At 68.9% G+C, this 26,470-nt stretch carries 23 protein-coding genes and 3 pseudogenes (1 of these 26 cut by a window edge); 9 read left to right on the forward strand and 17 right to left on the reverse strand.

Annotation, left to right across the window (positions count from 1 at the left end; all coding sequences use genetic code 11):
- The 3 genes and pseudogenes from gatA to D455_RS0116230 form a co-directional block, all read right to left on the reverse strand.
- A pseudogene (gene gatA / locus D455_RS30690) lies at positions 1 to 507 on the reverse strand (Asp-tRNA(Asn)/Glu-tRNA(Gln) amidotransferase subunit GatA); it reaches 961 nt to the left of the window's first position.
- Between the two features lie 3 nt (positions 508 to 510).
- Positions 511 to 810 carry an Asp-tRNA(Asn)/Glu-tRNA(Gln) amidotransferase subunit GatC gene (gene gatC / locus D455_RS0116225; protein ID WP_017571769.1) on the reverse strand — a complete coding sequence of 100 codons (300 nt, stop codon included), beginning with the start codon at positions 808 to 810 and terminating at the stop codon, positions 511 to 513.
- A gap of 177 nt (positions 811 to 987) precedes the next feature.
- Positions 988 to 1,275: a MerR family transcriptional regulator gene (locus D455_RS0116230; RefSeq protein ID WP_017571770.1), complete on the reverse strand. Its 288-nt coding sequence runs from the start codon at positions 1,273 to 1,275 to the stop codon at positions 988 to 990.
- A 160-nt stretch (positions 1,276 to 1,435) separates the two neighbouring features.
- Between D455_RS0116230 and D455_RS0116235 the strand changes: the two genes are divergently transcribed.
- The 3 genes from D455_RS0116235 (at position 1,436) to D455_RS0116245 (ending at position 3,288) form a co-directional block, all read left to right on the forward strand.
- Positions 1,436 to 1,864, forward strand: a complete 429-nt coding sequence (locus D455_RS0116235; RefSeq protein WP_017571771.1) for an Hsp20/alpha crystallin family protein — start codon at positions 1,436 to 1,438, stop codon at positions 1,862 to 1,864.
- 93 nt (positions 1,865 to 1,957) lie between these two features.
- Positions 1,958 to 2,281, forward strand: coding sequence for a hypothetical protein (locus D455_RS0116240; protein ID WP_152487080.1), 324 nt, complete (start codon positions 1,958 to 1,960; stop codon positions 2,279 to 2,281).
- 656 nt (positions 2,282 to 2,937) lie between these two features.
- Positions 2,938 to 3,288, forward strand: coding sequence for a MerR family transcriptional regulator (locus tag D455_RS0116245; protein ID WP_017571773.1), 351 nt, complete (start codon positions 2,938 to 2,940; stop codon positions 3,286 to 3,288).
- Positions 3,289 to 3,462: 174 nt separating this feature from the next.
- Here the strand turns inward: D455_RS0116245 and D455_RS0116250 are convergent, their stop codons facing one another.
- From D455_RS0116250 to mnmA, 5 genes and pseudogenes are all read right to left on the reverse strand, one after another.
- Complete coding sequence (locus D455_RS0116250; protein ID WP_017571774.1) at positions 3,463 to 5,511, reverse strand: putative bifunctional diguanylate cyclase/phosphodiesterase; 2,049 nt, start codon at positions 5,509 to 5,511, stop codon at positions 3,463 to 3,465.
- A gap of 204 nt (positions 5,512 to 5,715) precedes the next feature.
- Positions 5,716 to 7,999, reverse strand: a pseudogene (gene ligA / locus D455_RS30695) (NAD-dependent DNA ligase LigA).
- A 52-nt stretch (positions 8,000 to 8,051) separates the two neighbouring features.
- A pseudogene (locus D455_RS30700) lies at positions 8,052 to 9,076 on the reverse strand (methionine synthase).
- A 334-nt stretch (positions 9,077 to 9,410) separates the two neighbouring features.
- Positions 9,411 to 9,989 (reverse strand): DedA family protein, encoded by a 579-nt coding sequence (locus D455_RS0116265; RefSeq protein WP_017571778.1) that lies wholly within the window; start codon positions 9,987 to 9,989, stop codon positions 9,411 to 9,413.
- A 131-nt stretch (positions 9,990 to 10,120) separates the two neighbouring features.
- The gene (gene mnmA / locus D455_RS0116270) at positions 10,121 to 11,209 is read right to left on the reverse strand and encodes a tRNA 2-thiouridine(34) synthase MnmA (protein WP_241480265.1); all 1,089 of its coding nucleotides are present in this window, start codon (positions 11,207 to 11,209) and stop codon (positions 10,121 to 10,123) included.
- Between the two features lie 121 nt (positions 11,210 to 11,330).
- Between mnmA and D455_RS0116275 the strand changes: the two genes are divergently transcribed.
- From D455_RS0116275 to D455_RS0116285, 3 genes are all read left to right on the forward strand, one after another.
- Positions 11,331 to 12,500 carry a DUF695 domain-containing protein gene (locus tag D455_RS0116275; protein ID WP_017571780.1) on the forward strand — a complete coding sequence of 390 codons (1,170 nt, stop codon included), beginning with the start codon at positions 11,331 to 11,333 and terminating at the stop codon, positions 12,498 to 12,500.
- 356 nt (positions 12,501 to 12,856) lie between these two features.
- A complete protein-coding gene (locus tag D455_RS0116280) occupies positions 12,857 to 13,801 on the forward strand; it encodes a hypothetical protein (protein WP_017571781.1) in 945 nt (314 codons plus the stop codon).
- A gap of 485 nt (positions 13,802 to 14,286) precedes the next feature.
- Complete coding sequence (locus D455_RS0116285; RefSeq protein ID WP_017571782.1) at positions 14,287 to 15,288, forward strand: glycoside hydrolase family 11 protein; 1,002 nt, start codon at positions 14,287 to 14,289, stop codon at positions 15,286 to 15,288.
- 89 nt (positions 15,289 to 15,377) lie between these two features.
- Here D455_RS0116285 and D455_RS0116290 read toward each other — a convergent pair whose 3' ends face one another.
- The 3 genes from D455_RS0116290 to D455_RS0116300 form a co-directional block, all read right to left on the reverse strand.
- Positions 15,378 to 15,608, reverse strand: coding sequence for a hypothetical protein (locus D455_RS0116290; protein ID WP_026122684.1), 231 nt, complete (start codon positions 15,606 to 15,608; stop codon positions 15,378 to 15,380).
- Between the two features lie 139 nt (positions 15,609 to 15,747).
- Complete coding sequence (locus D455_RS0116295) at positions 15,748 to 16,773, reverse strand: STM4015 family protein (protein WP_017571784.1); 1,026 nt, start codon at positions 16,771 to 16,773, stop codon at positions 15,748 to 15,750.
- A gap of 135 nt (positions 16,774 to 16,908) precedes the next feature.
- On the reverse strand, positions 16,909 to 17,649 hold the full coding sequence (locus D455_RS0116300) for a MerR family transcriptional regulator (RefSeq protein WP_026122685.1): 741 nt from the start codon (positions 17,647 to 17,649) through the stop codon (positions 16,909 to 16,911).
- A 358-nt stretch (positions 17,650 to 18,007) separates the two neighbouring features.
- Between D455_RS0116300 and D455_RS0116305 the strand changes: the two genes are divergently transcribed.
- Together D455_RS0116305 and D455_RS0116310 are read left to right on the forward strand one after the other, a co-directional pair.
- Positions 18,008 to 18,664 carry a hypothetical protein gene (locus D455_RS0116305; RefSeq protein WP_017571786.1) on the forward strand — a complete coding sequence of 219 codons (657 nt, stop codon included), beginning with the start codon at positions 18,008 to 18,010 and terminating at the stop codon, positions 18,662 to 18,664.
- Positions 18,665 to 18,774: 110 nt separating this feature from the next.
- Entirely contained in the window at positions 18,775 to 19,392 is a 618-nt protein-coding gene (locus D455_RS0116310; RefSeq protein WP_017571787.1) for a stage II sporulation protein M, read from the forward strand.
- Positions 19,393 to 19,452: 60 nt separating this feature from the next.
- Here D455_RS0116310 and D455_RS0116315 read toward each other — a convergent pair whose 3' ends face one another.
- The 3 genes from D455_RS0116315 to D455_RS0116320 form a co-directional block, all read right to left on the reverse strand.
- Entirely contained in the window at positions 19,453 to 20,433 is a 981-nt protein-coding gene (locus tag D455_RS0116315; protein ID WP_017571788.1) for an STM4015 family protein, read from the reverse strand.
- Between the two features lie 114 nt (positions 20,434 to 20,547).
- Positions 20,548 to 21,999 carry a PQQ-binding-like beta-propeller repeat protein gene (locus tag D455_RS33810; RefSeq protein WP_152487081.1) on the reverse strand — a complete coding sequence of 484 codons (1,452 nt, stop codon included), beginning with the start codon at positions 21,997 to 21,999 and terminating at the stop codon, positions 20,548 to 20,550.
- A 93-nt stretch (positions 22,000 to 22,092) separates the two neighbouring features.
- Positions 22,093 to 22,905, reverse strand: coding sequence for an ion transporter (locus tag D455_RS0116320; RefSeq protein WP_241480266.1), 813 nt, complete (start codon positions 22,903 to 22,905; stop codon positions 22,093 to 22,095).
- A 482-nt stretch (positions 22,906 to 23,387) separates the two neighbouring features.
- Here D455_RS0116320 and D455_RS0116325 point away from each other — a divergent pair, with 482 nt between their 5' ends.
- On the forward strand, positions 23,388 to 23,939 hold the full coding sequence (locus tag D455_RS0116325; protein ID WP_017571790.1) for a thymidine kinase: 552 nt from the start codon (positions 23,388 to 23,390) through the stop codon (positions 23,937 to 23,939).
- Positions 23,940 to 24,069: 130 nt separating this feature from the next.
- Here the strand turns inward: D455_RS0116325 and D455_RS33815 are convergent, their stop codons facing one another.
- From D455_RS33815 to D455_RS0116340, 3 genes are all read right to left on the reverse strand, one after another.
- Positions 24,070 to 24,840 (reverse strand): hypothetical protein, encoded by a 771-nt coding sequence (locus D455_RS33815; protein WP_152487082.1) that lies wholly within the window; start codon positions 24,838 to 24,840, stop codon positions 24,070 to 24,072.
- Positions 24,833 to 26,011, reverse strand: a complete 1,179-nt coding sequence (locus D455_RS0116335; protein WP_026122686.1) for a C40 family peptidase — start codon at positions 26,009 to 26,011, stop codon at positions 24,833 to 24,835. Before D455_RS0116335 ends, D455_RS33815 begins: the two co-directional genes overlap by 8 nt.
- Positions 26,012 to 26,015: 4 nt before the next feature.
- Positions 26,016 to 26,470, reverse strand: a 455-nt coding sequence (locus D455_RS0116340) for a hypothetical protein (protein WP_017571793.1), incomplete at its 5' end; no start/stop codon positions are given.

Below are 26,470 nucleotides of genomic sequence, written 5' to 3' on the forward strand. Positions count from 1 at the left end.
GGGCGCCTCGAACGCGGCCACCGCGGCGGAGGAGCCGCCGGAGGAGCCGCCCGGGATGCGGTCGGTGTCCCACGGGTTGCGGGTGACCTGGTAGGCGGAGTTCTCCGTGGATGAGCCCATCGCGAACTCGTCCATGTTGGTCTTGCCCAGGATGACCAGACCGGCCTCGCGCAGGCGCGCGGTGACGGTGGCGTCGTAGGGCGGCTGCCAGCCCTCCAGGATCCTGGAGGCGGCGGTGGTGGGCATGTCCTTGGTGGTGAACACGTCCTTGTGGGCGACCGGCACACCGGCGAGCGGGCCCAGTTCCTCACCCGCGGCGCGGCGGGCGTCCACCGCGCGGGCCTGCTCCAGCGCGGTCTCGCGGCGCACGTGCAGGAAGGCGTTGATCTCGCCGTCCACGGACTCGATCCGGTCCAGGTAGGCGGTGGTGGCCTCCTCAGAGGACACCCGGCCCTCCCGGATGGCCTCGCCGAGTTCGGCTGCGGTCAGGCTGATGACGTCGGTCACCGGTTACTCACCCTCCCCGAGGATCCGCGGGACCCGGAAGCGCTGGTCCTCCACCGCGGGGGCTCCGGCCAGTGCCTGGTCGTGGCCGAGGCCGGGCCTGGCCTCGTCGGGACGGTAGACGTTGGTCAGCGGCAGGGCGTGCGAGCTGGGCGGGATGTCACCCTGGGCGACCTCCTGCACCTTGGCCACGGCGGTCAGGATGTCACCGAGCTGGGCGGCGAGCGTGTCGAGCTCGCTCTCGTCGAGCGCCAGCCGCGACAACCGGGCGAGGTGTGCGACCTCATCGCGGGTGATGGCGGTCATTGATTGAACCGTTTCTTCGGCGGAAGGACTATCGCCCCCAATCCTATGGCTCCGGGGCTGGTACCGGTGCCGGACGCCGATCGCCGTCCACGGGCCGGGGCGGACGCCGGTCACGGACGGGGACCACCACGGACCCGGCCCCGGGCGCTCCGTGGCCGGGGCTGGCCCGCACCCGTCTCAACCGCCCTCCGGAGGACCGTCGCGCAGCCGGGTGTTCTCCTCCTCCAACTCCAGGATCCGACCGACCCCGGCGATGTTGACGCCCTGGGCCACCAGCTCGACCACCCTGCGCAGCCGGGCGATGTCGTCGTCGCTGTACAGGCGTGTGCCGCCCTCGGTACGCGCCGGGGCGACCAGGCCCCGCTCCTCGTAGGAGCGCAGGCTCTGCGGCGCGACACCCGCCAACTCCGCCGCCACGGAGATCGTGTACAGGCCCCGGGCAGGGCCCGACCGCGGTTTCGTCATCGACTCGTCCTTCCCGACGGGACCACCGGCTGACCCCAGAAGCTTACCTCTCCGCTTGAGAAAACCTTTGCCGGACACGGTTGTTTATCCCCTCAAGCATGAGGTATAAAACTTGCGTCACCTCGCATCAGGTTTTCTTGTAGAGCCAAGGGAGGTTTCCATGATGCTGATGCGTACCGACCCCTTCCGGGACATCGACCGCCTCACGCAGCGGATCCTGGGCGAGACGTCCCGACCGGCCACGATGCCGATCGACGCCTACCGTGACGGCGACGTCTTCGTCGTCTGCTTCGACCTGCCGGGGGTGCGCGCCGACTCCATCGACCTGGAGGTCGAGCGCAACGTGCTCACCGTGACCGCCGAGCGCCCCGACACCGTGCGCGACCGCGAGTCGGTGGTGGTCGCCGAACGACCCACCGGCACCTTCTCCCGGCAGCTGTTCCTCGGCGAGACGCTGGAGACCGACGCCATCCAGGCCGACTACACCGACGGTGTCCTGACCCTGCGCATCCCGGTCGCCGAGCAGGCCAAGCCGCGCAAGATCAGCATCAGCCGGGGCGAGGGCCAGCCCCGCACCATCCAGGCCTGAACACCATGGGCCCAAATCCCGGCGGCCCGGCTCCGGCCGGGCCGCCGCACCCGAGCGGTGTCCGTGCCCCTCTCCCCAGGAAGCGGTGATCCGATGTCCTGCACACTTCGCAGAACCCGCGCGGTGGCCGAGCACCTCCAGCGCCACGACCACCGGGAGACGACCCACCTGGCGTGTGTGCGTTTCCTTCGCGCCCTTCGGGCCTACGAGGCCGCCTGGGAAAGCACTCCCGGGCGTCTCCGTCAGGCGCTGGAGGACCTCGACAGCGCCACCGCCGACCTCACCGGCGACCCCGACGCCTTCCACCGGGCGTGCCGGGACCTGCGCCACGTGGGCCTGCCCAACAGCCTCGACGAACCGCTGGCCGAGCAACTGCGGGCCTTCCTGCGCGCCCCGGCCCACGCCCAGGCGAGCTGAGGCGCCACGGGGCGTACCTACTCCCGGGACACGCCAAAATCTGCATCGGCCACAGTAGACATCCGCCTGGGGTGCTGATACATTTCCTGTCGTAGCCACAGAGATCCACGAGGTGGACCACCGGATACGCCGGTGGGGAGCAGGACCGGTGTCCCGCCCGCACGGGGGACGCCGTAGCAACAAGGAGAACGCGGTAGGGCTCGACCGGCGCAGAGGTGTTGGACGGCGCCGGGAGCCGGTAGGACCGTGGTAACGCAGGAGCGGTTCCTCGCCCGCACGGGAGGGACCGCGCAGGAACAGAGCAGGTCGGCTCGACCGGTGTGCACGTGCTTCAGGACACCGGGGGCCGGTAGGACCGGTGTCCCGCCCGCACGGGGGACGCCGTAGCAGGAACGAAGTGCACGCGGTGAGAACGAGAGGAGTAGATGCCATCGAGGATCGCCCGGGTGTGGGGATGTTCCACTCGGGTACCGCAGGCCCCGGTTCGGAAGAAGGTGGTCCACGGTCACACAACCGCGATCCCCGCGATCCCGTCCCGGCTTGACGACGGGAAGCGGAAGACCGGCAACGGCCGGTAGGTGGTATTGAACTCTCGGGCCCCGGCGCCACACGGCGCTGGGGCCCTCGGCGTGCGATCAGGAGAGAAAGAGAAACGCTTGTCCCGTCCCGAGACCGAAGACCGGTTCGACGATGACGACTACCCCGCCTACACCATGGGCCGCGCGGCGGAGATGATCGGTGCCACACCGGCCTTCCTGCGCGCTCTGGGTGATGCCCGGCTGATCGAGCCCCTGCGCTCGGCGGGCGGGCACCGCCGTTACTCCCGTTACCAACTCAGGATCGCCTCTCGCGCCCGCGAGCTCGTGGACGAGGGCACCCCGATCGAAGCCGCGTGCAGGATCATCATCCTGGAGGACCAGCTGGAGGAGGCCCAGCGCATCAACGCGGAACTCCACGCCTCCGAGGACGGTCCCCGAACCGACAGGCGCTCGTCGGAGGGCGCCTGAGGGGAAACAGGGCGACGCAAGCCCGAAGGGGGTTCTGGGAGGCCGTCCCGTCCGGCGCGGCCCGGGCCCCGCGCCGCGCTCGCCATCGGGGGCGGCACGGACCGCTTCTCCCCGGATGCGGTGGAGACCCGGGTCCCGCGCCGCGCACGACCACGGAATCCCCCCGCCCCGTGCTCAGACGCGGGCGTCGGCGGCGGTCCCGCCGTCGTGCGCGGCGATCCAGTCGGCGACCTCGCTGGCGGTCAGCGGCGCGGAGAAGTAGTGCCCCTGGGCGGCGTGGCAGCCGGTGTCACGTGCGGCGCGGGCGAGTTCGCCGCTCTGGACGCCCTCGGCGGTGGCGCGCATGCCCAGCGCCTTGACCAGGGCGATGGCCGCGCGGACCACGGTGTGGCCGCTGTCGGACCGGTCCACCAGGCGGGTGGTGAAGGACTCGTGGATCTTGACCTCGTCCAGGGGCAGCCCCGCGAGCTGGGCGAGGGTGAAGTGGCCGGTGCCGAAGTCGTCCAGGGTCAGGCCCACACCGAGGTCGTGGAGCCGCTGGACGGCCACGGTGGCGGTGTCGGCGTCCGCGATCAGGGCGGACTCGCCGATCTCCAGGACGAGCCGGTCGGCCGGTACGCCGTGCTCGCGCAGCGCGGAGGCGACGGTGGCGGGCAGGGTGGGGTCGAGCAGTTCGCGCACGCCGAGGTTGACGGCGACGGGTAGGGCGAGGCCCTCGGCCCGCCACTGGGCGGCGCGGGCCAGGGTGATGTCCAGGACCTGGCTGGTGAAGGCGCGCAGCAGGTTGGACTGCTCCACCACCGGCATGAACTCCTCGGGGGTGAGCAGCCCGCGGCTGGGATGGCGCCAGCGCGCGAGGGCCTCCAGGCCGATGGGGTGCTCGTCTCCCAGGTCGACCTTGGGCTGGTAGTGCATCTCCAGGGCGCCCTCGGACAGGCCGCGGCGCAGCTCGGTGTACAGGCTGAGCCGTGCGGTGGAGTTGCGGTCCTTGCCGGGGTCGTAGGGCTCCACGCCGGTGCGGTCGGCCTTGGCGACGTACATGGCCACGTCGGCGCGCTGCATCAGGTGCTCGAAGTCGGGCGCGTCCCGGGGGAAGAGGGCGATGCCGATGCTGGCCTGGAGGTCGAAGTCCATGCCGTCCAGGCGGACCGGTTCGGCGAGGGACCCGCGCAGCCGGGCGGCGACCTCGCTGGCGGAGGTGGTGTCGCCGACCTGCGGCAGCAGGACGGCGAACTCGTCGCCGCCGAGCCGGGCGACGAGGTCGCCGGGGCGGACGCTGTGGGTGAGTCGCCGGGCGACGGTCTGGAGGAGGCGGTCGCCGGTGGGGTGCCCGAGGGTGTCGTTGACCTCCTTGAACCGGTCGAGGTCGAGCAGGAGCAGACCGACGCTGCCGCCGTGCTGGTGGGCGTGGGCGATCTCCCGCTGGGCGCGGACGGTGAGGAGCTTGCGGTTGGCCAGGCCGGTGAGTTCGTCGTGGTTGGCCTGGTGGTCACGCTTCGCCGAGAGCAGGGCGCTGGTGTACAGCGCGCCGAGCGGGAGGCCGAACAGCGGCACGTAGAGCACCGAGTGGGTCGCGGCCACGACCACGAGCGGGGCGAGGCTGAGCAGGACGCCCTTGACGCGGACCTGTCCGGCCAGCCCCTTGAACATGGCCTGCCGCAGGGGGACGCGTTCGTGCATGGCCACCGCGCACAGGTTCAGGACGCGGTTGACCACGAAGTAGCCGGTTCCGGCCAGGGCGACGGCGAAGAGCTCGCCCACGGCGGGGAACCAGGCGTTCTCGATGACGCCGGGAAGCAGGAGGCGCAGGATCGCGTCGGCGACGCCGAGGGAGAGCGTGTACTGGGCCGCGTTGAACGCCATGCGGTGGGGCGCGTGTCCGCGTGCGATCCCGGCGGTGACGGTCGCGGTGGCCTGGACGAGGGCGGCCACGGGCAGACCGTGGAGGATGACGAGCGCGAAGGAGAAGGGCAAAGAGGTGGGTGCGCCGTCGCCTGGAGCCTGGCCGGGAATGGAGATGGGCCTCAGCTGCCCCAGCACGATCATGCACAGCAGCACCCAGATGAGCGGCTCGGCGGCGAGCACGCGCAGTTCGCCCGGGCTCAGACCGAGCCCGGAGACGACGAGCAGGCCCGCTCCGGCCACCGTGGTGCCCAGCATGTACAGCCAGAGCGGTGTCCCGGCCCGGGGACCGATGTCCCGTGTGCTGTGTGGATTCTTCATCCATGGTCCTCGCGAGGGGGCCGCGGAGTATGGCGGGGCCGGGGNCGGAGTCTCCAGGGTCCGGCCACCCCTCATGACCGGAATCCTGGTTTTCGGATGCGCTCACATCGCACGCATTACCGTCCACCTTACGCGGTTTCGTCACCAACTGTCGCTTGCCCGGGACTATCAGTTAACCAAGGCGAAGGCCGCGAGAGTGGGAGATCACCAAAAAGGTACGCGGGTCCGACACGGCCGCGGGCCCGGCGCGACCGGGGTCCCGCGGCCGTGGTCACCCGAACCTCCGCCCCTCAGGCGTCGGCCGCCCCGGACTCCTCGGGTTCGGGGTTGAGGCGCTTGACGGCCGCCGCGTCCGGACCGGCCTCCAGCAGGACGCGGAAGCCCTCCTCGTCCAGGACCGGCACGCCCAGCTTGACGGCCTTGTCGTACTTGGATCCGGGGCTGTCGCCGACCACCACGAAACCGGTCTTCTTCGACACCGACGCCGTGGCCCGTCCGCCGCGCTCGGCGATCGCCTCCTTGGCGCCGTCACGCGTGAAGCCCTCCAGGGAGCCGGTCACCACCACGGTGATCCCCTCCAGGTGGCGCGGCCTGGAGCCGTCGTCCTCGTCCTCCATGCGCACCCCGGCCTCCGCCCACTTGCGGACGATCTCGGTGTGCCAGTCCACGGCGAACCACTCCCGGATGGAGGCGGCGATGGTCGGTCCGACGCCGTCGACCGCCGCCAACTCCTCCTCGCTCGCCGCGCGGATGGCGTCCATGGAGCGGAAGTGGCGGGCCAGGTCCTCTGCCGCTCGCGGCCCCACGTGCCGGATGGACAGCGCAACCAGCACCCGCCACAGCGGCTTGGACTTGGCCTCCTCCAGCTGCTCGAAGAGCTTCTCGACCGTCTTCTTGGGTTCGCCCTTCTTGTTGGCGAAGAAGGACACCACCTTGGGCTCGCCCGTCCTGGGGTCGGTCTTGGGCTCGGTGGTGTCGGGGTCGAGCACGTAGGTGCGGATGGGCAGCAGCTTGTCGACGGTGAGGTCGAACAGGTCGCCCTCGTCGCCCAGCGGCGGCCGGGCGGGCTCCAACGGCTGGGTGAGCGCGGTGGCGGCCACGTAGCCGAGCGCCTCGATGTCCAGGGCCTTGCGGCTGGCCACGAAGAACAGGCGCTCGCGCAGCTGGCCGGGGCAGGAGCGGGCGTTGGGGCAGCGCAGGTCGACGTCGCCCTCCTTCTGCTGGCCGAGCCTGGTACCGCACTCGGGGCAGAACTCGGGCATGGTGAACGCGCGCTCGGTGCCGTCGCGGCGGTCGACCACCGGCGCGACGATCTCGGGGATGACGTCACCCGCCTTGCGCAGCACGACGGTGTCGCCGATGAGCACGCCCTTGCGATCGACCTCGCGTGCGTTGTGCAGGGTGGCGAACTCGACCTCGGACCCGGCCACGACCACCGGTTCCATGACGCCGTAGGGGGTGACGCGCCCGGTGCGGCCCACGCCCACCTTGATGTCGAGCAGTCGGGTGGTGACCTCCTCGGGCGGGTACTTGTAGGCGATCGCCCAGCGCGGGACGCGGCTGGTGGAGCCCAGGCGCCGCTGGAGGGCGAAGTCGTCGACCTTGATGACGATGCCGTCGATCTCGTAGGCGGGCTCGTGGCGGTGGGCCGCGTAGTAGGACACGTACTCGCGGACCTCGTCCATGGTGGCGACGACGCGGTAGCGGTCGCTGAGCGGCAGCCCCCACTCCCCCNGGTGAACCTCACGTCCTCCCCGCCGTCCCGGGCCGGGGTGTGGGCGCCCACGCCGTGCACGATCATCGACAGCGGACGGGTGGCGGTGACGCGGGGGTCCTTCTGCCGCAGGGATCCGGCGGCGGCGTTGCGCGGGTTGGCGAAGGGGGTCTGGCCCGCGGCGGTGATGCGCTCGTTGAGCCTGCCGAAGTCCTCCACCGGCAGGAAGACCTCACCGCGCACCTCCAGCAGCTCCGGTGCGGGGCGCACGCTCTCGTCCAGGCGCTCGGGTACGGCCGCGATGGTGCGCACGTTGAGGGTGATGTCGTCGCCGACCCGGCCGTCGCCGCGGGTGGCGGCGCGCACGAGGCGCCCCTTCTCGTACACCAGGTCCACGGCCAGCCCGTCGATCTTGAGTTCGCACAGGTAGCCGGTGACGGGGACCTCGGCGCTGGTCCGGTCGGCCCAGGTGTTGAGCTCGTCGACGTCGAAGGCGTTGCCCAGGCTCTCCATCCGCACCAGGTGCTCGACCTCGGCGAAGTCGGTGCTGAGGGGCGCGCCGACCTTCTGGGTGGGCGAGTCCTGGGTGACCAGCGCGGGGTGGGATTCCTCGATGCCGACCAGCTCGCGCATGAGGGTGTCGTACTCGGCGTCGGAGATCACCGGCCTGCCCAGGTAGTACCGGTAACTGTGGTCGTCCAGTTCCTGGCACAGCTCGGTGTGGCGGGCGCGTACCTCGTCGGGGATGTCGGTGGTGGTGTCGGGCGCGCTCACTCGGTACCTTTCTGCTCTCGTGCTCGCCTGCTGCGGTCGCGGGCCGCGGGCGCTACCCGCGGGGCTCGTCCCGCAGGACCCGGGCACCGGCGCGGGAGGCGTCCAGGGCCGCCCTCGCGTGGCCGGGTGAGGCGCCCGCCAGCCCGCACGTGGGCGTGGTGACCACCGCGCGGGAGAGCAGGTCGGGGGAGAATCCCAGCCTGTTCCACAACTCGCGAACAGGATCGACGGTAGCGGCGGGGTCCGACATTCGGGCGGTCTGCGCGGGGGTCCCGTCACCGGTGGAGGGGACCACTCCGAGCATGAGTCCGGCGCCCGCCTCCACGGCCGTGCCGATCATCTCGTCGTGGTCGCGGGTGAGGAGGAGGGCGTTGAGGCTCAGCGCCCGCGCTCCGCTGCGGCGCAGCAGGTCGACGGGGACGCCGGGGGCGCAGCAGTGCGCGGCGGGCACGGCCCCGGTGTCGGCGACCGCGGCGAAGAGGACGCGCAGGTCGGCCTCGACGCGGACCCGGTCCACGGCGGGCAGGCGNNCAGGGAGCCGAGCAGGACCGAGGGCAGTGAGGGTTCGTCCACCTGGACGAGGATCCGTGCCCCGGGAACCCGTCCGCGCACCTCGGCCAGGTGGGCCAGAACGCCCTCCAGGTGGGATTCGGCCAGGTCGCGGCAGGCTCCGGGGTCGGAGACCAGGCGCTGGCCGTTGCGCAGCTCGATCGACGCGGCCAGGGTCCACGGCCCCGCGACCTGCACCTTGAGCAGGCCGGTGAAGCCGTGGGCGTGCTCGGTGAGGGTGTCGAGGTCGCGGGACATGAAGCTGGCCGCACGGCGCAGGTCGCGTCCGGGCGTGTCGGCGACCCGCCACCCGGTGGGCTGGACCTCGACGGGGAACTCCACCAGGAGGCCGCTGGTGCGGCCGACCATGTCGGCGCCGACACCGCGCGCGGGCAGTTCGGGCAGGTGCGGCAGGTCGGGAAGCTCACCGAGGATGGTGCGCACGGCCTCGTCGGGGTCCTCGCCGGGCCAGGAACCGATCCCGGTGGCGGAGGCGTCGGGCCAGGGATAGGAGTGCTGTTGGCTCACATCGCCCAAGGTTAGGGCAACGCCGAGCCGCCCCGGGGGATCGCGGTGGGCCCCTCGCCCCCTGCCGGCGCCTCCGGCCGCGGTGCCCGCCCGCTTCGTCGGTCGTCGGAGTGCCCGCCGCTCCGGCCACCCCGGTGGCCCACGGCTCCGTGCGGGTTCCCATCCGACCCGCCGTCGCGACGGTGGGTCGATGACCGAAGAAGGTCGGCTGGCCCGCCTGTTCAGCGTGAACTCGTACCTGTGGCGAGGCCCGACACCCGGGACTCGCCGTAGGTACGGGAACAGCACGGGTCAGAACCCACGCGTCACACCGGAAACGTTTCCGGCCAGTCCGCTAACGCGCCCGTTCCGTGGGAACGTCGCGGGAATCCGCGCCGCCGTCCCCCTCCGGCGTGTCGGCGGACGCCTCACCCCGGTCGGCGGAGGCGTCTCCCGGCCCGTCCACGCGGGAGCGGCGGCGGGCGCGCAGGACCAGCAGGGCCACGACCGCCGCGGCGAGCACGCACACGCCGAGCGCCATCCACGGCGACTCCAGGAACAGGGTCAGCCAGGTGCCCACCACTCCGCCGATGACCACGCCCCACAGACCCGCCCAGATCAGCGAGCCGACGAACATCGCGGCGAGGTAGCGCGGGAAGCGCATGCGCATGGCGCCCGCGGAGAGGTTGATGGCGGTCTGCACGCCGACGGTGCAGAAGCTCAGCGTGACGACGGGCGCGCCGTAGCGGTCGATGCGCCGACGGGCGGTCTCCAGGCGCGGTCCGAGCCTGGCGCCCACGCGGCTGCGGGTCACGCCGGCGCCCAGCCCACGGCCGATCCAGTACGTGGCCTGGGCACGGCACAGCACCACGCCGAGCAGCGTGAAGTAGACGATCCAGAACGGCTGACCGTCGAGGAAATCGAACTCCGGCATGGGCAGGCCCCCTCACCTCGCCCGTAACTATGCTATGCCTTACCTAACTTCGGCAAGAGGTCACGAGTCCCGGGCCGGGTGGCACGTCCCACTGTCCGACGGGGCACACCCCGGGAGGGGGCCGGGACGCCTCAGACGGCGGCCCCCTCCCTGGACGTGGCGGAGATCGTGGCCGAACCCAGCACGGCGTCACCCTCGTAGACCACCACCGCCTGGCCGGTGGCCACACCCGTGGCGGACTCGGCCAGCCGGACCACCAGTTCGGGCCCGTCCGCCCCCTCGCGCTGCCACACGCTCGCCGGGTACACCTCCCCGTGGGCCCGCAGCTGCACGTGGCAGTCGGTCGGCTCGGTCAGGGGCTCGCAGCCGCTCCACACCGGACGCGTCCCGGTGATGCCGTCCACACGCAGCGACGCGCGCGGCCCCACCGTGACGGTGTTCTCCACCGGCTCGATGGAGAGCACGTACCGCGGGTGCGCGGCGCCGCCCAGCCCCAGGCCCTTGCGCTGGCCCACGGTGAAGGCGTGCGAGCCGTTGTGCGTGCCCACGACGTTGCCGTCCTCGTCCCGGATGGACCCCGGCCGCTCGCCGATGCGCCGGTTGAGGAAGCCCGCGGTGTCGCCGTCGGCGATGAAGCAGATGTCGTGGCTGTCGGGCTTGTCCGCCACCGACAGGCCGCGCCGCTCGGCCTCCGCGCGCACCTCCTCCTTGGTGCAGTCCCCCAGCGGGAACACCGCGTGCTCCAGCTGCTCGGCCGTGAGCACGCCCAGCACGTAGGACTGGTCCTTGGCCTCGTCCACGCTGCGCACCAGGCGCCCGTCGAGCTTGCGGACGTGGTGGCCGGTGGCCACGGCGTCGAAGCCCAGGGCGACGGCCCGGTCCAGCACCGCCTCGAACTTGATCTTCTCGTTGCAGCGCAGGCACGGGTTGGGCGTGTTGCCCGACTCGTACTCGGCCACGAAGTCCTGCACGACCTCGCGGTCGAACTCCTCCGACATGTCCCACACGTAGAAGGGGATGCCGATGACGTCGGCGGCCCGGCGGGCGTCGTGGGAGTCCTCCACCGTGCAGCAGCCGCGCGCGCCCGTGCGGTAGGACTGCGGGTTCTTGGAGAGCGCCAGGTGGACACCGGTGACGTCGTGGCCCGCCTCGGCCACCCGGGCCGCGGCGACCGCGGAATCGACACCGCCCGACATGGCGGCCAGTACACGCAAAGTCATAGTGCGTCCAGCGTATGCGCCCGCCGGAGGTGGCGGCCACGGGACGACGCCCCGCGTCCCCGTGGGACTCGTGGGGTCCCGAACGGCGAGGGTGGTCGTCCGGTTCTGCGAAAATCGGAGCATGGCTCTGTTCCGTCGTCGCCGCTCCGCCGACTCCACCACCGCATTCGCCGCGTTCTGGGACGCCTGGCCCGCCGAGCGCGAGGCACTGGCCGACGCGGTCGAGTCGGGCCAGCCCGTCCCCTCCGAGGTCGCCGAGCGCGTCACCGCGCTGGTGCACGCGATCCATCCGGACCTGGACTGGGAGGTGGGCCGCGCTCCGAAGAAGGGCGGCGGCGGCTTGGAGGACCTGGACCTGTCGACCGACGTGGACCCGAACAAGCTCCTGGAGCAGCTGGCGGCGCTGGACGACCCGTCCCGGCTGACCGGCGGTCCCGCCTACGCCCTGACCCTGCGCCCGGGCGGGTCGGAGGAGGCGCGCATCCAGTCCGAGCGCTGGTCGCGGTCCGCGCCCGAGGACGACCAGTGGTCGTTCCAGCCGGTGCGCCCCGCCGACCACGAGCAGCTGTCCGCCACCGTCCAACTGGACGACCACGAGTTCGACCTATCGCACGTGTCGGTGTCCATGCGGGTCGACCAGGCCGCCGGGAAGATCGAGGTGGGCGTGTACCACCCCGACAACATGTTCCTGCCCGAGAGCACCCGCGAGAACGTGGCCGAGCACGTCACCCTGCTGGCGCTGGGCGAGGACGACCGGGTCCGGTGGGTCGGCAGGACGGCGCCGCTGGACGAGCCGCCGCTGGATCCCCTGTCCCCCACGTCGATGCCCGCCGTGGTGCGGCAGATGGCCGACCTGCTCGGCGGTGTCGGCGGGTGGGCGACCCTGAACGGCCGCATCCCGTTGCAGGGCGCGGTGGAGATCCTGCTGCGCCACCCGGTGACCCGGCGCGACTTCCCGGCGTTCACGCTGTTCGTGCAGGTGATCGTGCCGTACACGCACACGGACGAGGACAAGCTGCCCACCGGCGCCTCCGCCTCGGCCCTGGACGACCTGGAGGCCCGGATCACGGGTGTGCTGGGGGACAACGGTGCGCTGTTCATGCGCCAGACCGTGGGCGGCAGGCGCGACTACCGCTACTACCTGGATCCCGAGTCGGGTGTGCTGCCCGAGTTCGAGGCCGTGCTGACGGACTGGTCCGAGGGCGAGGTGAAGCTGCGCAGCCAGCTCGATCCCAGCTGGGCGCAGTTCAACGCCGCCCGCAGGCCGTTCCGCCGCCAACTGGGCGAGTAGCGCGGGGGCGTCCGGAGGGTCGTGTGCGGCCGGGTGGCGGAGGCCGCCACGTGCGGCCGCCCGTGGTCCCCGTCCACGCCCCGGCTCGGGACGTCCGGACCTGACGACCGGCCCGCATGGCCCGCCGACGGTGTGGGACCGCCCGAACGGTCGGCGCGGGAACGGAGCGGCTGCTCACCGGAGACGGGGCGTGCGTCCCATGGGGATTTCCAGAACGCCCGCGGAGAGGACGGTGGACCAGCCGTGACCCGGTACCGGTCCGGTGGCACCCAGGGTCAAGGGAAATCCCACCTTGCACATCTGTCCCCCAAGGCAACACCGGCGTAACGTGGCAAACCGGAGGTGGATCCGGTCTGATGGACGGTGTGCTGCCGCGAACGCCCATGGGCCGACCCCGGGCCGCCGCGGTCGGCGCGATCCTCCTCCTGTGCCTGGTGGGCGCCCCGCTGATGTCCCTGTTCCCCGTCGGAATGTGGAACACCGCCCGTGCCCTGACGATGAGCGGCGCGGGTCAGGGGGTCCTGCTGCTCGCTCCCGTGGTCGCCGGGGCCATCCTGCTGATGTTCTGGCTGGGGTTCCAGTGGCTGGAGAAATCGGGAGTACACCACCCCGTGGCGTCGTCCGCCCTGGTGACGGCCACCGCCATGGCCACTCCCGTGGTCGCCACGTTCCTGGCCCCGGCGTTCACGCCGCTGCCCGGGGGCACGACCGTCAACATCGCGTTCCTGAGCGGGGCGATCGCCACCCTGGGCATGGGCGCGTCGATGCTGGCCCACCGGAGGACCGGGCGCTGGCAGCCGGGGCTGCTGCCCGCCGTGGCGGTGAGCGCGGGGCTGGTCGCGGCGCTGCCCGCGGCCTCCGAGCTGGTCCGTGAGCGGGCGGCCGAGGAGCGCTCGCGCACGCAGATCATGTCGTTCGAGCAGACCATCGCGGTGCTGGACGACCCGGACTGGTCGCTGAGCCAGGTGCACGAGGTGCACCACGGGCTGCGGCTGACGTACCGGAACGGGGACGGTGCGCCGCTGCACGTGCTGACCTGGGACGACAGGCGCTCCGAGAGGGCGGGCGTCCTCGCGGGGTGCGAGTTCCCGGGGACGTGGTGCCGCGACCTGGGGGACGCGGTGGTCGTGCACCACGGCGACGGTCACCCGAGCGAGCTGCGGACGCGCCTGGACGACGGCACGGTCGCGAGCCTGGTCCCGCCGCCGGGAACGGCCACGGACCTGATGGACACGGCCCGGTCCCTGCGTCCCGAGGAGCCCGGCGAGCGGAGCGTGCTCGTGGAGTCCGTCACCTCCTGACGGATCGGCCGGGCGAGGGTCGGTCCCAGGGCCCCGGGGCGTCAGGATCCTACGACCGGTCCACCCGCCCCGCCGACGGGGTGGTCCGGGTGACCGCGTTCGCCGTCCACCGCGCCGTCCCTCCTTTCCGAAAGCGATCCGAAACTTTCGGCATCCATCCCCATGCCCGAACGAGGCACACACCTGTGAGCAGTCACGATGGCGCCACGAAACTCTCGGGGCCGAGAAGATATCCGGAATCTTCCGGAAATTATTGACAACGCGGTGGAGTCAGACGGACACTGTCGCTACCGACGGACCCACCGTCCCTCCAGGTCACCCCCAGCGGCCTGGGCGCCGGGGCGGGGGCCGCACGGCGACCGACGTTCCGTCGCGTTGTACGACGACCATGCGCGGAGGCCACCACCCCCGGCCGCCGACGGGCACCACCGGGTCGTACCACGCCGCCTACCCCCCACAAGCCTTCGTCAGAAGGAAGCACACACATGAGCAACGCCCCCGCACCCCCAAGAACCCGAGGACACGGCAGCCCCAGCCGCACCAGANGCGCCTGCGCCGTCGCGACCGCGCTGGTCACGACCATGGCGCTGCTGCCCGGCACCGCCAGCGCGGCCATCACCACCAACCAGACCGGCAACCACGACGGCTACTTCTACTCGTTCTGGACCGACAGCCAGGGCACGGTCTCCATGGAGCTGGGCTCCGGTGGCAACTACAGCACCTCCTGGAGCAACACCGGCAACTTCGTCGCCGGTAAGGGCTGGGCCACCGGCGGACGCCGGACCGTGGAGTACTCGGCCGACTTCAACCCGTCCGGCAACTCGTACCTGACCCTCTACGGGTGGACCAGGGGTCCGCTCGTGGAGTACTACATCGTGGACAACTGGGGTTCCTACCGACCCACGGGGACCCACATGGGCACGGTCAACAGCGACGGCGGCACGTACGACATCTACCGGACGATGCGCTACGACGCCCCCTCCATCGACGGCACCCAGACCTTCCCCCAGTACTGGAGCGTGCGCCAGTCCAGGAGGTCCAGCGGCACCATCACCACCGGCAACCACTTCGACGCGTGGGCCCGCGCCGGGATGAACCTGGGCAGCCACGACTACATGATCATGGCGACCGAGGGCTACCAGAGCAGCGGCAGCTCCAACGTCACGCTGGGCTCCTCCGGCGGAGGCGGCGACGACGGCGGGGGCGGCGACCCCGGCGGCGGTGGCTGCACCGCGACCCTGTCCGCGGGTGAGCAGTGGAGCGACCGGTACAACCTCAACGTCTCGGTCAGCGGCGCCAGCGACTGGACCGTGACGATGAACGTCCCCGAGCCCGCCGAGATGATCGCCACCTGGAACATCAACGCCGACTGGCCCAGTTCCCAGGTGCTGACCGCCACGCCCAACGGCAACGGCAACAACTGGGGCGTGACCATCCAGCACAACGGCAACTGGACCTGGCCGACGGTCTCCTGTAGCGCGAACTGAGTTCCGCGCCCAGCACTCCGGAACGGGTGAGGGCGTCCCCGGTCACCGCCGGGGACGCCCTCACCAGGGTCCGAAGGAGAGGCGCTACCTCAGCCGTTCTCCTTCTGGATGCGCTCGACGAGCAGCTTCTTGCCCTGGTCACCGGCCTTCTGGTTGTTCTCCTGGATCCGGCGGAACCACCGGGCGAGCTCCTCGTCGCCCTGGCTCTCGGCGTCCTTGATGTAGGTCTCCAGACGCCACACGTTCTCCAGCGACTGGTGCAGCGCCCAGACCAGGTTGTAGTTCTTGTCCTTGAGCGGGCTCTCCGGCTCCGAAGCCATGACAACCTCCTCGGTGTCGTGCTTTCCCCTGCCGGGGTCCCACTGCCCGAACCCGCCCATGAGTACACGCGGCGACGGGCGATCACGCACAGCCCTTGCCCACTCTTGGTACGGGCCGGGCACGGCCGACGCGGCCGGGCTACTCGGCCGCGGCGGTGTAGTAGTCCCAGTAGCCTTCCCCGTCGTCCCTGTACTCGGCCTCCTGCCGGTCGGACAGGTCGACCTCGACCCCGGACCCGGCGAACGCGGCCCGCACCCGCTCCACCATCTCCTCACTCAGGAAGTGATGGTGCAGGTCGAGCGCGCGCAACCCCGAGAAGGCAGCGGCCCGATCCACGAGTTCCCGGCCGCCCCGGTCCGTGAGGACGCCCAACGACAGGTCGAGCACCTCCAGACGCCGGACGAGGGGTGCCTCCGCCAGTACCGGAACCCACTCGTCCGCCTTCTCGGCGTTACGCACCCCCAGGTACCGCAGCCGGGGAAACGCCTCCCCCGAGAGCACCGGCGCCAGATCCGCCGGCACGGTGTCACCGGAGTACTCGTCCACCCCCAGCCACAGTTCCAGGTGCTCCAACACGGGCAACCCCGAGGACACCACCTCGCGTGTGACCCGGCCAGGCAGGCCACCGGTCTGGACGGTGAGGGAACGCAGCGAGTCGTGCGAGGGCACGTGCAACCCGAGAACGCTCCCGCCCATGCCGTCCGCGCCCCTCACGACCAGTTCCTCCAGCCGGGGAAAGGCGACCACGAGCGGCGCCAGGTCATCATGGGTGATCCAGGAGATCTCACACTCCTCGAAGTAGATGTCACCGACGAAGAGCGAACGCAGGTTCGGCAGCGCGTCGGCGTGCTCGACCAGCAACTCCACGGCCTCGCACAGATCTCCTTGAGCGGAATCCCCCCAGGTGCCGATGACCAGAGCCGTCACCTGCTCGGCGTCCACCTCGTCCAGGAAACGGGCGAAGTACGCGGCCTCTTCGCCCTCTTCCTGGCTCTCTCCGTAGAGGATCCGCAGCCGCCAGGCGGCGGAGGCCGCGGAGGGCGGGACCGAAGGGTTCTCGCCCCGTTCCTGGAGCCGCCGAAGCTCCTGCTGCCATCTCCGGCCCTTCTCCTTGAAGGGAAACTCGATCACGGGCAGACCGGCGAACTCGGTGAGGTGCTCCACGGGAACTTTCTCTCCTCAGGCCTCAGGGGGTGCAATGCTTCCCATGCCTAGCAGTGCCGGGAGACAACCCCGGCTCCAGCGGCCTGCCGGGACGCCGGTCCGGTGTCCGCCCACGCCCCACGGGTCTTCCGGGTGTCAGGGTGCGGCGTCGGTCACGCCCGGGTCCTCCTCCTGGAGGCGTTCATGCACGCGCTTCAGGACGCGCAGCTGCGCGGGGTTGTACAACTGCACCAGCGCATGGGCCATCGTCCGCTCGGCGTGCTCCGCGCCACGCGGTGCGTCCGCCGTCGGATCCCTCAACCACGGGTGCCTCTCGTTCGCCCTGCGGACGACTGGCACCATGCGCTCCGCCAGGAGGTCCGTCGTGGCGCCGTCCGCGTCCGGAGGAAGGGCCTCGAACTCCTGCTCGGTGTCGTCGGGTTCGCTGATCACCTCACGAAACTCCGCCAGGGCCCTCTCGCTGAGAACGGTCGAGTAGACCATCAGCAGGGACCGCTGCCTCTCGGAGAGGTCCCGGGAGATCCGGGCGAACGCGGGCGGAACGTACGCGGGCGCGCGGTGGCGCAGGAGGACGGCCAGTTCCTCCCGGACACGGTTGAGCCGCGCGATCGTCGCCTCCAGTTCCGCGTCCAGCGCACGGATCGCCTCGTCCGATTCCTCGTCCGCGTGTCCCATCGCCGCCACCTCCGACAGCGGGACGCCCAGGTCGCTCAACCGCCTGATCTGGAGCAGACGGATCAGGTGCGAGACCTCGTACTGCTTGTATCCGTTCGCCCTGCGTTCCGGTACATCCAACAGGCCGATCCCGTGGTAGTACCGGACGGCCTTCACCGTCGTGCCAGCGAGCTCGGCCAGCTGCTGAGTACTCCACGCCATGCGACACCTTCCCCTCACCCCGTGAGCGCGGGTGTCCCCACGCCCACATACGGTCCACGCCCTGCTCCGGGGACAGGGCCAGGCGCCCCGTCGAGGACCCGCGCTTCGCTGGCGACCGCGGACCGGAAAGGACACCGTCGACTCATCCCCGCCCGTCCCGGCCCGGACACCTCCGCGTCCGGCGCGTCGCGACGAGACGGTTGACCCTGCCCCAAGGGCAGACCGTGTACTGGGGACCGTCACGGTCGTGAGCGGTTCACGACCCCGCGTGCCTGGTGCGTCCTCGACCGCGACGAACGCGGACGGGTTCCGGACCGGCACAGCGCGCCGACGTTCGCGAAACGACACGGAGCCCGAGATGATCAAGGACCGGAAGCGGCGCAAGGCCATGCGGCGGGTCAAGGCCGGAAACGGACGTCCGCTGAAGCGCTTCCGCGCGTGGCAGCCGCTCTCCCGCGCGCTGCTCTACCTCCCCCTGACGAACGACGACGGACGCCAGGTGGTCTACGCCGTCGACGTCCCGTACTGGCAGCAGGTCCTGACCGAGGACGGCGGAGGCAGGGCCCACCTCCACCTCGACGGCAGGCATCACGCCGAGTCCACGCTCCCCGCGGTCTTCCCCGTACCGGGAGGAACGATCGAGGTGGTGTCCACGGTCTTCGGGCTCAAGCGTTGCCACTACGTCACCGAGGAGGGAGCCGTCCACCAGCTCATTCCGGACAGGCGTTCCGCCGAGGGACGCCGTGCCCGCCTCGACCGCGAGCACCCGGCGTTGAGCCGCTGGATCGGGGGCCTGTCGTTGCTCATGCTCATCGTTCCCCTCACCCTCGTCCTCCTCCAGGTCCTCGAGGCGGTTGCCCAGATCCCCCCGGTGACCCAGCGCTTCGGCGCCTTCGCCCCACCCGTCGACCCGCCGACCTGGCTCAACGTCGCGCTCGGTCTCTGCGCCGCGGTGGCCAGTGTGGAACGCGCGACCCGACTGCGTTGGAACGCGTTCCTGGATGGCAGCGGCTGATCAGCCACCCCCGCACCGCACGTGGCCCCGCTCCGGGGCACGGCCCGGAGCGGTGCCGGGCCGCACGGCTTCCCGACCATCCCGAGCATCACGACCATGGAGTACGACGCATGCGCCACCTTCGCGCACCCTTCCGGATCATCCGCGCACACCTGCGCGCCTACCTCGTGATGAACGCGATCGTCTACGGCCTGTTCTTCGTCGGCATGGGAGCGGCGCTGGCCTTCCCCGAACTGAACGCCGCGCGGCTCGCCTCCCAGCAGGAGGACGGAACCGCGGACCTGGTGGTGTCGCTGCTCAGCGACGTCTGGCTGTTCAGCCTGACCATCCTCGCGGTCAACGTGCTGACGGTCGCCGTGCTGACGATCCTGCTGCCCTCGATGGTCGTGCCCTTCCTCGGCATCGCCGCCTTCGCGTACAGGGCGTTCACCTTCGGTGTGACCCTCGCCCCGGTCGACGGGGTCACGGCGAGGATCCTGATCCCGCACTCCCTGACGATCCTCATCGAGTTCCAGGCCTACGCCCTCGTCATGCTCGCCGCCCACCTCCTCGGGAGGGCCTGGCTGCGCCCCGGGACGGTCGGCGCCCGCGACCATCGGCAGGGGTACGTCCGCGGGCTGCGGCAGGTCGGTTGGCTGAGCCTGCCCGCGCTGGTGCTGTTCGTCGTCGGCGCGGTCTACGAGGCCTTCGAGATCGTCTACCTCGTTCCCCCGCTGGTCGCGGGCTGATCCCTGATCGGAGACGGAGCACCGGTGGTCGGACCGACTCCCCGGCCGGGAACGGCCGGGCTACTCGGACGCGGCGGTGTAGTAGAAGGGCTCGTCATCGTCCCCGTGGTACTCGGGCTCCAACCGGTCGGACAGGTCGACCTCGACCCCGACCCCGGCGAACGCGGCCCGCACCCGCTCCTCCATCCCCTCGCTCAGGTAGTGGTGGTGCAGGTCGAGCGCGCGCAACCCCGAGAAGGCCTCCGCCCGGTCCACGAGCACCCGACCACCCCGGTCCGTGAGGACGCCCAACGACAGGTCGAGCACCTCCAGACGCTTGAGCACGGGCGCGTCGGCCAGCGCCGGAACCCACCCGTCCAACGTCTCGGCGTTACGCACACCCAGGTACCTCAGCCGGGGAAACCCCTCGCCCGAGAGCACCGGCCCCAGGTCCGACGGCCAGGTGTCACAGCCGTAGTGCAGCATCCCCAGCCACAACTCCAGGTGCTCCAGCGCGGGCAGCCCGGAGGAGGCCACCTCGCGCACGACCCGAGCGGGCAGCCCACCGGTCTCCAGGGTGAGGGAACGCAGCGAGTCGTGTGAGGGGACGCGCAGTCCGAGCTCGCCGTCGATGCCGTCGGCGCCCTTCACCGCCAGTTCCTCCAACCGGGGGAAGGCGGCCACGAGCGGCGCCAGGTCGGGCTGGTCGATCCAGGACAGCTCGCACTCCGAGCCGTCGATGTCGCCGAAGAAGAGGGAACGCAGGTTCGGCAGCTTGTCGGCCTGCTCGGCCAACAGGTGCGCGATCTCGTACTGACCTCCGGCTGCGGCCTCCCAGTCGCCGATGACCAGTGCCCGCACCCGTTCGGTGTCCACCACGGACAGGAAACGGGCGAAGTGCTCCGCGCACGCCTCGCCGTCGTACCGCAGCCGCCAAGCCACGGAGCCGGGAGCGTGCGGGTCCCCGCCCCACTCGCGGGCCCGGACGATCCGCTCCTCGTCCGTGCCGCTGCTGGGAAACTCGACCACGGGCAGACCGGCGAACTCGGTGAGCTCAGGCATAGGAACTCTCTCCTCAGGGGGTGGGATGTCCCCCATGCCTAGCAGCTCCGGGGGACAGACCGGCATGTGATGACTCTGGGACATCAACCGGCCTCCACGAGTTCCCGACCTTGTCTAGGGAACAAGACCGACAAGACGACGGGACGGCTCGTTGTCCTCCCCATCCAGGCCCTCTGTGACCACCAGGGCACCAGGAACGAGGGCCATGGATTTAGGTGTGGGAGTCAGCGCAGAACTACCCCCCAATGATTCATCTTCGTTCGGACTCCGCTGCACTTCGATACCCAGATCAATCACACGCGATTCACCATCATCCCAATCAGTAACCACCAACTGTGCTGGGCCCCAAGACAATCCATCGGCTGCCTGTTCGTTAACGTCCAGCCACGCGACCGAACCCTCCATCGCCAGGATAAATATATCCTTCCCCCGACCCAGAGGCGCCGGGACAGTTACAGCATGTTGCACTTCACCAGACAAGTCGGAATAGGAATACTCATACTCATCACCATCGGAAACTCCTCGGGCACTCACGATGGCTTCCTCAAGGATTCCGACCACAGCGTCATCCTCCCCCGTGAAAAATTCCGCGTCCGTGAGAACTTCACCGGTCGTCGGGTCCAGCAGAAATTCTTCACGGTAGCCATAACCACTGGCAACTGCCGCGACCATACCTGAACCATGCGCGACCCCAAGCTTGAAAGGAGTGAGGTCGATACCTTCGTTCGCTTCGATCTCATGCCGCCATAGCTCAGACCCGGTTTCGACATCAATTCCGATCAGAGCAAGTGTGTGGTTCTTCGTCCCACTCAAGCCCCCAGGCTCCAGAACGCTCTCATCCACAAAATTACTGGACGTCACCAGCACACCACGGGAGACTACAGAACTCCTGGCGACGAAAAACATTCTCTCGCTTCCACCACTCTGAGCCGGGGTTACGCTCCAGAGCTCTTCGTCGTCTTCCAGCCCAAGGGATACAATCTCTCCCTCCCCTCGACCATCACCTCGGTAAATAATCCGAGAACTATTGGACAGCACACCCAGCTGTTCGTCACCTGAAGCGTACGAAGAAACCCCGGAATCAGCGAATGGCATGTTTGCGAACTCTACAGTTTGAGTTCCTTTGATATCTCCAGTGGAAGAGTCAAGGAGCACAACCTCATGAAGAGGATGAGGCTCCTCCTCGCCTTCGGCTTCTCCGTCGTGAGCGCTGTACGACACAGCCACGGTCTCCCCGTCCGGAGTGACGCTCGCACCCGTCAACCGTTCACCCAGACGCCTGTACCTCCAGAGCTCTTCCCCAGTGCCTCCGCTCACTCCGACAACACCGTCGGAAATGGATACCACCAGTCCGTAGGAGATGGGGCTGACATGCTGGATACCTGTCTCTTCCGGGGAACTCCAGGTCCAACCCACAGAGCCCACGTTCGCAGGAACATCAAGAGATTCGGCAGGCTCGGAGAGAGTTACGTGGTCAACCTCAGGATCTCCCCAGCCAGGAAAAACAGAACACGATGCCAGCAGAGGAAGAACGGCCAACGCAAGGATAGAATTTCTTCTTCTCATTCTCGAAGTTCCCTTCACCCTGAGATGCGCAAAGCAGATTTCATTGCTTCCGTGAACTCCTCGAAGTGTGATCCGGCGTCAGGACTCTCCCCGCTACTCGGGTGAACCGGAAGCCGAGTACGCGGTGTCCTCACGCCCGGCTTTCGGGGAGGCGTCACCGACAGCCGCCCCATCCCGCTCGCGCAGCCTCAGCTCCAGGCGTTCGACCTGCTGTCCGAGTTCCAGCAGCCGTGCCATGACCGCCTCGTGCTGGACTTCCTCCACCGCCTGGTCCTCCGCCCAGCGGGCCTCGCTGAGTTCCTGCTCCAGGGAGGTCACGATCACCGCGATGACCAGGTTCAGGATGACGAACGCCGTGATCACGATGTAGAGCACGAAGAAGATCCACGCCATCGGATAGTGCTCCAGCACGGCGGCCGAGACGTCCGGCCAGCCCTCCGTGGTCATCAGCAGGAACATCGTGTACAGCGACGTGCCCAGGTCGCCGAAGAACTCCGGCACGGTACCGGCGAACAGCTGGTGGCCGATGATCGCCGAGGTGTAGATGACCACCAGGAGCAGACCGATCACCGTGCCCAGCCCCGGCACGGACCTGAACAACGCGGTGATGATCTGCCGCATCTGCGGGATCGCGGTGATCACCCGCAGGATCCGCAGCACCCGCAGGATGCGCAGCACGGCGAACGGGCCGGTGTCCGGAACCACCGAGACCACGACCACCAGGAAGTCGAACCAGTTCCAGCCGCTCCGGAAGAACCCGCCCCGCCGGGCGTAGATCTTCAGGGCCATCTCGATGACGAAGATCCCGATGACGACGTGCTCGACGGTCACCAAATAAGGAAAGGCGGAATCCTCATAAGTCATCCAGCCCAAAATCCCCGCGTTGACCAGAATCACCGTGAGCATGGTGTTGGCGAACCACCGACTCTCGACAGCCCGGGTGACCTGATCACGCCGCAATGCCACTTCCCCCTCCGCCTTTCCCGCCTCCGACCGATTCGGACATGGGGCAACCAAATATATCGAACCAGGTTCAACTACTGCACCGTGCGCCCGCCTCCACACAGATTCGCGTGCTCCTCATACACCTGCCGACACCGCCTCATCCGGCGACGACGCGCATCAGCACGAGGAATTCGCAGTGACCATATCTGCCACTTGCGTTTTCGGCCTGGACAGCAACAAGCGAATCCACGACCGAAAGTGTCCCTTCCATTGGTGATTGTCCATATACCCGGGGAAGCCCTTCCGGGGGATGGGGAGAGGAGACGCTGGTGGCGGTTCGGTACGGTTCGGGAGGTCAGGCACGTCACTGGTATGTTCGCTGCTGGCCACGGCAGGAAGCCCGAGCCGCCGACAGCGCCAGCGCCCGCGACCCAGGAAGAGACATGGCGGAGCTGAAGTACTTCACAGGTTCGATGAACTCGGGCAAGAGCACGATGGCCCTCCAGGAGCACCACTCACGCGGTGGTGAGGGAGTGCTCTACACGAAGCAGGACCGCGCCGGATCGGGCATCATCTCGTCCAGGCTGGGTCTGGAGTCCCCCGCCATCGAGGTGGGCGACGACCTGGACCTGTACGACGACATCGCCGACCGCAAGGCCTCCTACGTCATCTGCGACGAGGCCCAGTTCCTGTCCTTCAAACAGGTGGGCCAGCTCGCGGGCGTGGTGGACGGCATGCGGATCGACGTGTACTGCTACGGGATCCTCACCGACTTCCAGGGGCAGCTGTTCCCAGGCTCGAAGCGGCTGGTGGAGCTGGCCGACAAGATCGAGGTGCTGCCTGTGTCCGCACGCTGCTGGTGCGGGGGCCGCGCCACCCACAACGCACGTGTGGTGGACGGGGTGATGGTCTACAAGGGTGAGCAGGTGCACATCGGTGGAAACGAGTCGTACGCCACCCTGTGCCGCCACCACTTCATGGCCGGAGTCGCCTGATCCCCGCAAGCCCCACTCCGTAGTCCGAAGGACGCGCGCCCTCTCCGTTCCCCATGGCCATCAAGAGCAGGCCATGCCCACCACCTCATACCGGAGCTCCAGTGCTCGGCCCCTGTTCGGCCCCGTTACTTCATCGAGGAATCATGCTGCCGAGGTCGTTATCCAAACGGGCCTCCAGCTTCATGACCTCGTAAGAGAATTCCTCGGGCGAAGCACCGTCTTCAGAAGTCAAGCTAACCATGAAAACGCCACTCCTTTTCCTGGCGACTACGGTATAGAAGTTACCAACTCCACTCTCCGGTGCGCCGTAAAAGTAGTGGGCTTCGTCAACCATCGGGTATGAGCCACTCTCCTCAATGGTGAGCCCAGAGGATTCAATCTCCTCGACCCAATCTTGCAAGTCAGCCTGAGCCAACTCGTCTCGATCTTCATTAGGAGAGTAGATCACAGCACGGTAGGAGAACTCGAACTCCCAAGGGACCGTGTACGTTGACTCTGGCCTGACAATCCCACCACACGAACCAGAACGAACAAGATTATCCTCGGCCGGAGGGCCACCATCGATAGATTCATCCTGCGGCTCCTCAGAACCAGAAGTCATACTGAGCTGGATCGCAGATATCGAATCAATGATCTCACAGAGATCGAACTTTTCTGCAAGAAACTCATCGCGAGGAGCAGTTGGCCGAGCAGCGATGGAATCAACAGCATCAGAACCCTGCTCTTCCGAACCAAAGCCTGATGAAAAGGTAGAAATAAACGTCCCGAGTATAGCGACAACGACTCCGAAGGCGCCGAAAGCTGCGAGGGTTCCGCACCCGAAGACCGCAAGCGCGGCCTTCCACCCGTGCAGTCCCTGCTTGTCCCCTTGCTTCTTTGGCGGTGCCTTCTGGTCAACCACGACTGCTCTGTGCCTCCAGCTGGGCCTGCACATCCGGGTGCTCAAGCGGACGGGTGAAACCCATGATTTCCGAACGACTGGGGTCATCGTACTCGCGCACCGCGATCGGTCCACAGTCGGTGCACCAGGCCTCAACCATCAGCCCGTCGCCGATCACCATTCCCACATGCCCCGGCGGGTTCCTGCCCTCTACACTCACAGTATTGAAAAACACCAGGTCACCGGGCTGCTCCTCACCGGCAGGGATTCTGGGGCCAAAACTCCACTGGTCCTGGGAGATACGCGGGATGGTGACACCGATGCTCTGGTAGGCCTTCTGCATCAGACCGGAGCAGTCAAAACCCACGGGTCCGACGCCACCCCAGATGTACGGCTTCCCTCGCTGGTCCAGGGCCCAGTCGACGACGGCCTGCGTCAACTCGTCAGGGGCGCTACCGATCAGCGTCCCCTCAGCGTCCAGCTGACATGTGACAGCGGTTTGGATGGAACCCGACGTGTTGAACTCTCCGTCCGCGTACTGCTCAGCCCACTCCAACACGTCGTCCACGTACCACCAGGCGTGGTTGTAGCCGTAGATGGCCTGCCGAACGTCCTCCTTGAGCCCGTGAGCGATGAGGTAGTCAGCAGCGGCCGGGATGGCGTCTGCGGGGTCGTAGACGTTGACGATCCCGTCGCCGTTGCCGTCGATCCCGTACCCCTCCTCCGGACGCTCATCCACGGGCTGCACGGGCTCACCGCCCCAGCTGTTGCCCGCCGCGGAACCGTCCAGGGATCCGAACTGCATCGGCCCGGCCGCACCCCAGTCGTTGTGGCCCTCGGTGATCCCAGGCCCCTCCCAGCGCCCGTGGTGGGACTCCACCTGGCCGACCCCCGCCAGGATGTTCCACGGGATCCCGCGGTCCTCCCCGACCTCCCGGTAGATCTCCAGGTAGTTCTCCGGAATGGAGTCCTGCGCGTAACCGCTCGTGTCCGGCTGTTCAGCGTCCGCGTCCGGATCACAGACCAGACCGTTCGACAGCATGGAACCGACCTGTTCGGTCGTATTGCTGATCACGGGGATCACCAGCATCGCGAAAAGGGTCATCATCGCGACCGCGACGGCGACGGCTCCACCGAACCAGAGCCCCGCGGCACCCCGATCAGAGGATCGGCGGGTGAAAAGGGAGATCAAGGGGTCACTCCTCTCCTCCGAACTGTCCGACATCGGCGGGCTGGAAGTCGAAGACCCTCCAGGAGTCGCCGCCGCGCACGACGGTGATGGCGAACTCACCGAGTTCCTCGTCGAACTCCGCACTTCCGGTCTCGGTGATGGACTGCGCGGTCACGACGAAGGTGATCGCGTCCTCGCCGAAGGTCCGCACCGAATCGACCTGGGCCCGCCCCTCGGCGACGGCCTCGGCTTCGGACATCTGCGACCAGAAGGCACCGACCCGGTTGGTGTCGGCCAGTACCTCGGCGAACTCGGCGGTGGCCAGTTCCTCCATCGAGGCGTAGTAGCTCTCGGGGGACTGGGTGTAGTCGATGGTTCCGTAGGCCTCGGCGAAGGCCTGGGCCGTAGCTCCGGCCGCCTGGAGTTCCGCCTCGGTGAAGGGAAACCAGTCGAGGACGTTCACGTCCTCGGCGGCCGTCG

It is taken from the genome of Nocardiopsis halotolerans DSM 44410, assembly GCF_000341065.1.
Classification (GTDB): Bacteria; Actinomycetota; Actinomycetes; order Streptosporangiales; family Streptosporangiaceae; genus Nocardiopsis; species Nocardiopsis halotolerans.

Excerpts from the sequence above, each read along its gene's own strand:
- gatC (WP_017571769.1), bottom strand. The coding sequence starts at position 810 with ATGACCGCCATCACCCGCGATGAGGTCGCACACCTCGCCCGGTTGTCG.
- D455_RS0116230 (WP_017571770.1), bottom strand. The coding sequence starts at position 1,275 with ATGACGAAACCGCGGTCGGGCCCTGCCCGGGGCCTGTACACGATCTCC.
- D455_RS0116235 (WP_017571771.1), top strand. The coding sequence starts at position 1,436 with ATGATGCTGATGCGTACCGACCCCTTCCGGGACATCGACCGCCTCACG.
- D455_RS0116240 (WP_152487080.1), top strand. The coding sequence starts at position 1,958 with ATGTCCTGCACACTTCGCAGAACCCGCGCGGTGGCCGAGCACCTCCAG.
- D455_RS0116250 (WP_017571774.1), bottom strand. The coding sequence starts at position 5,511 with ATGAAGAATCCACACAGCACACGGGACATCGGTCCCCGGGCCGGGACA.
- D455_RS0116265 (WP_017571778.1), bottom strand. The coding sequence starts at position 9,989 with ATGCCGGAGTTCGATTTCCTCGACGGTCAGCCGTTCTGGATCGTCTAC.
- mnmA (WP_241480265.1), bottom strand. The coding sequence starts at position 11,209 with ATGACTTTGCGTGTACTGGCCGCCATGTCGGGCGGTGTCGATTCCGCG.
- D455_RS0116275 (WP_017571780.1), top strand. The coding sequence starts at position 11,331 with ATGGCTCTGTTCCGTCGTCGCCGCTCCGCCGACTCCACCACCGCATTC.
- D455_RS0116280 (WP_017571781.1), top strand. The coding sequence starts at position 12,857 with ATGGACGGTGTGCTGCCGCGAACGCCCATGGGCCGACCCCGGGCCGCC.
- D455_RS0116290 (WP_026122684.1), bottom strand. The coding sequence starts at position 15,608 with ATGGCTTCGGAGCCGGAGAGCCCGCTCAAGGACAAGAACTACAACCTG.
- D455_RS0116300 (WP_026122685.1), bottom strand. The coding sequence starts at position 17,649 with ATGGCGTGGAGTACTCAGCAGCTGGCCGAGCTCGCTGGCACGACGGTG.
- D455_RS0116305 (WP_017571786.1), top strand. The coding sequence starts at position 18,008 with ATGATCAAGGACCGGAAGCGGCGCAAGGCCATGCGGCGGGTCAAGGCC.
- D455_RS0116310 (WP_017571787.1), top strand. The coding sequence starts at position 18,775 with ATGCGCCACCTTCGCGCACCCTTCCGGATCATCCGCGCACACCTGCGC.
- D455_RS0116315 (WP_017571788.1), bottom strand. The coding sequence starts at position 20,433 with ATGCCTGAGCTCACCGAGTTCGCCGGTCTGCCCGTGGTCGAGTTTCCC.
- D455_RS33810 (WP_152487081.1), bottom strand. The coding sequence starts at position 21,999 with ATGAGAAGAAGAAATTCTATCCTTGCGTTGGCCGTTCTTCCTCTGCTG.
- D455_RS0116320 (WP_241480266.1), bottom strand. The coding sequence starts at position 22,905 with ATGCTCACGGTGATTCTGGTCAACGCGGGGATTTTGGGCTGGATGACT.
- D455_RS0116325 (WP_017571790.1), top strand. The coding sequence starts at position 23,388 with ATGGCGGAGCTGAAGTACTTCACAGGTTCGATGAACTCGGGCAAGAGC.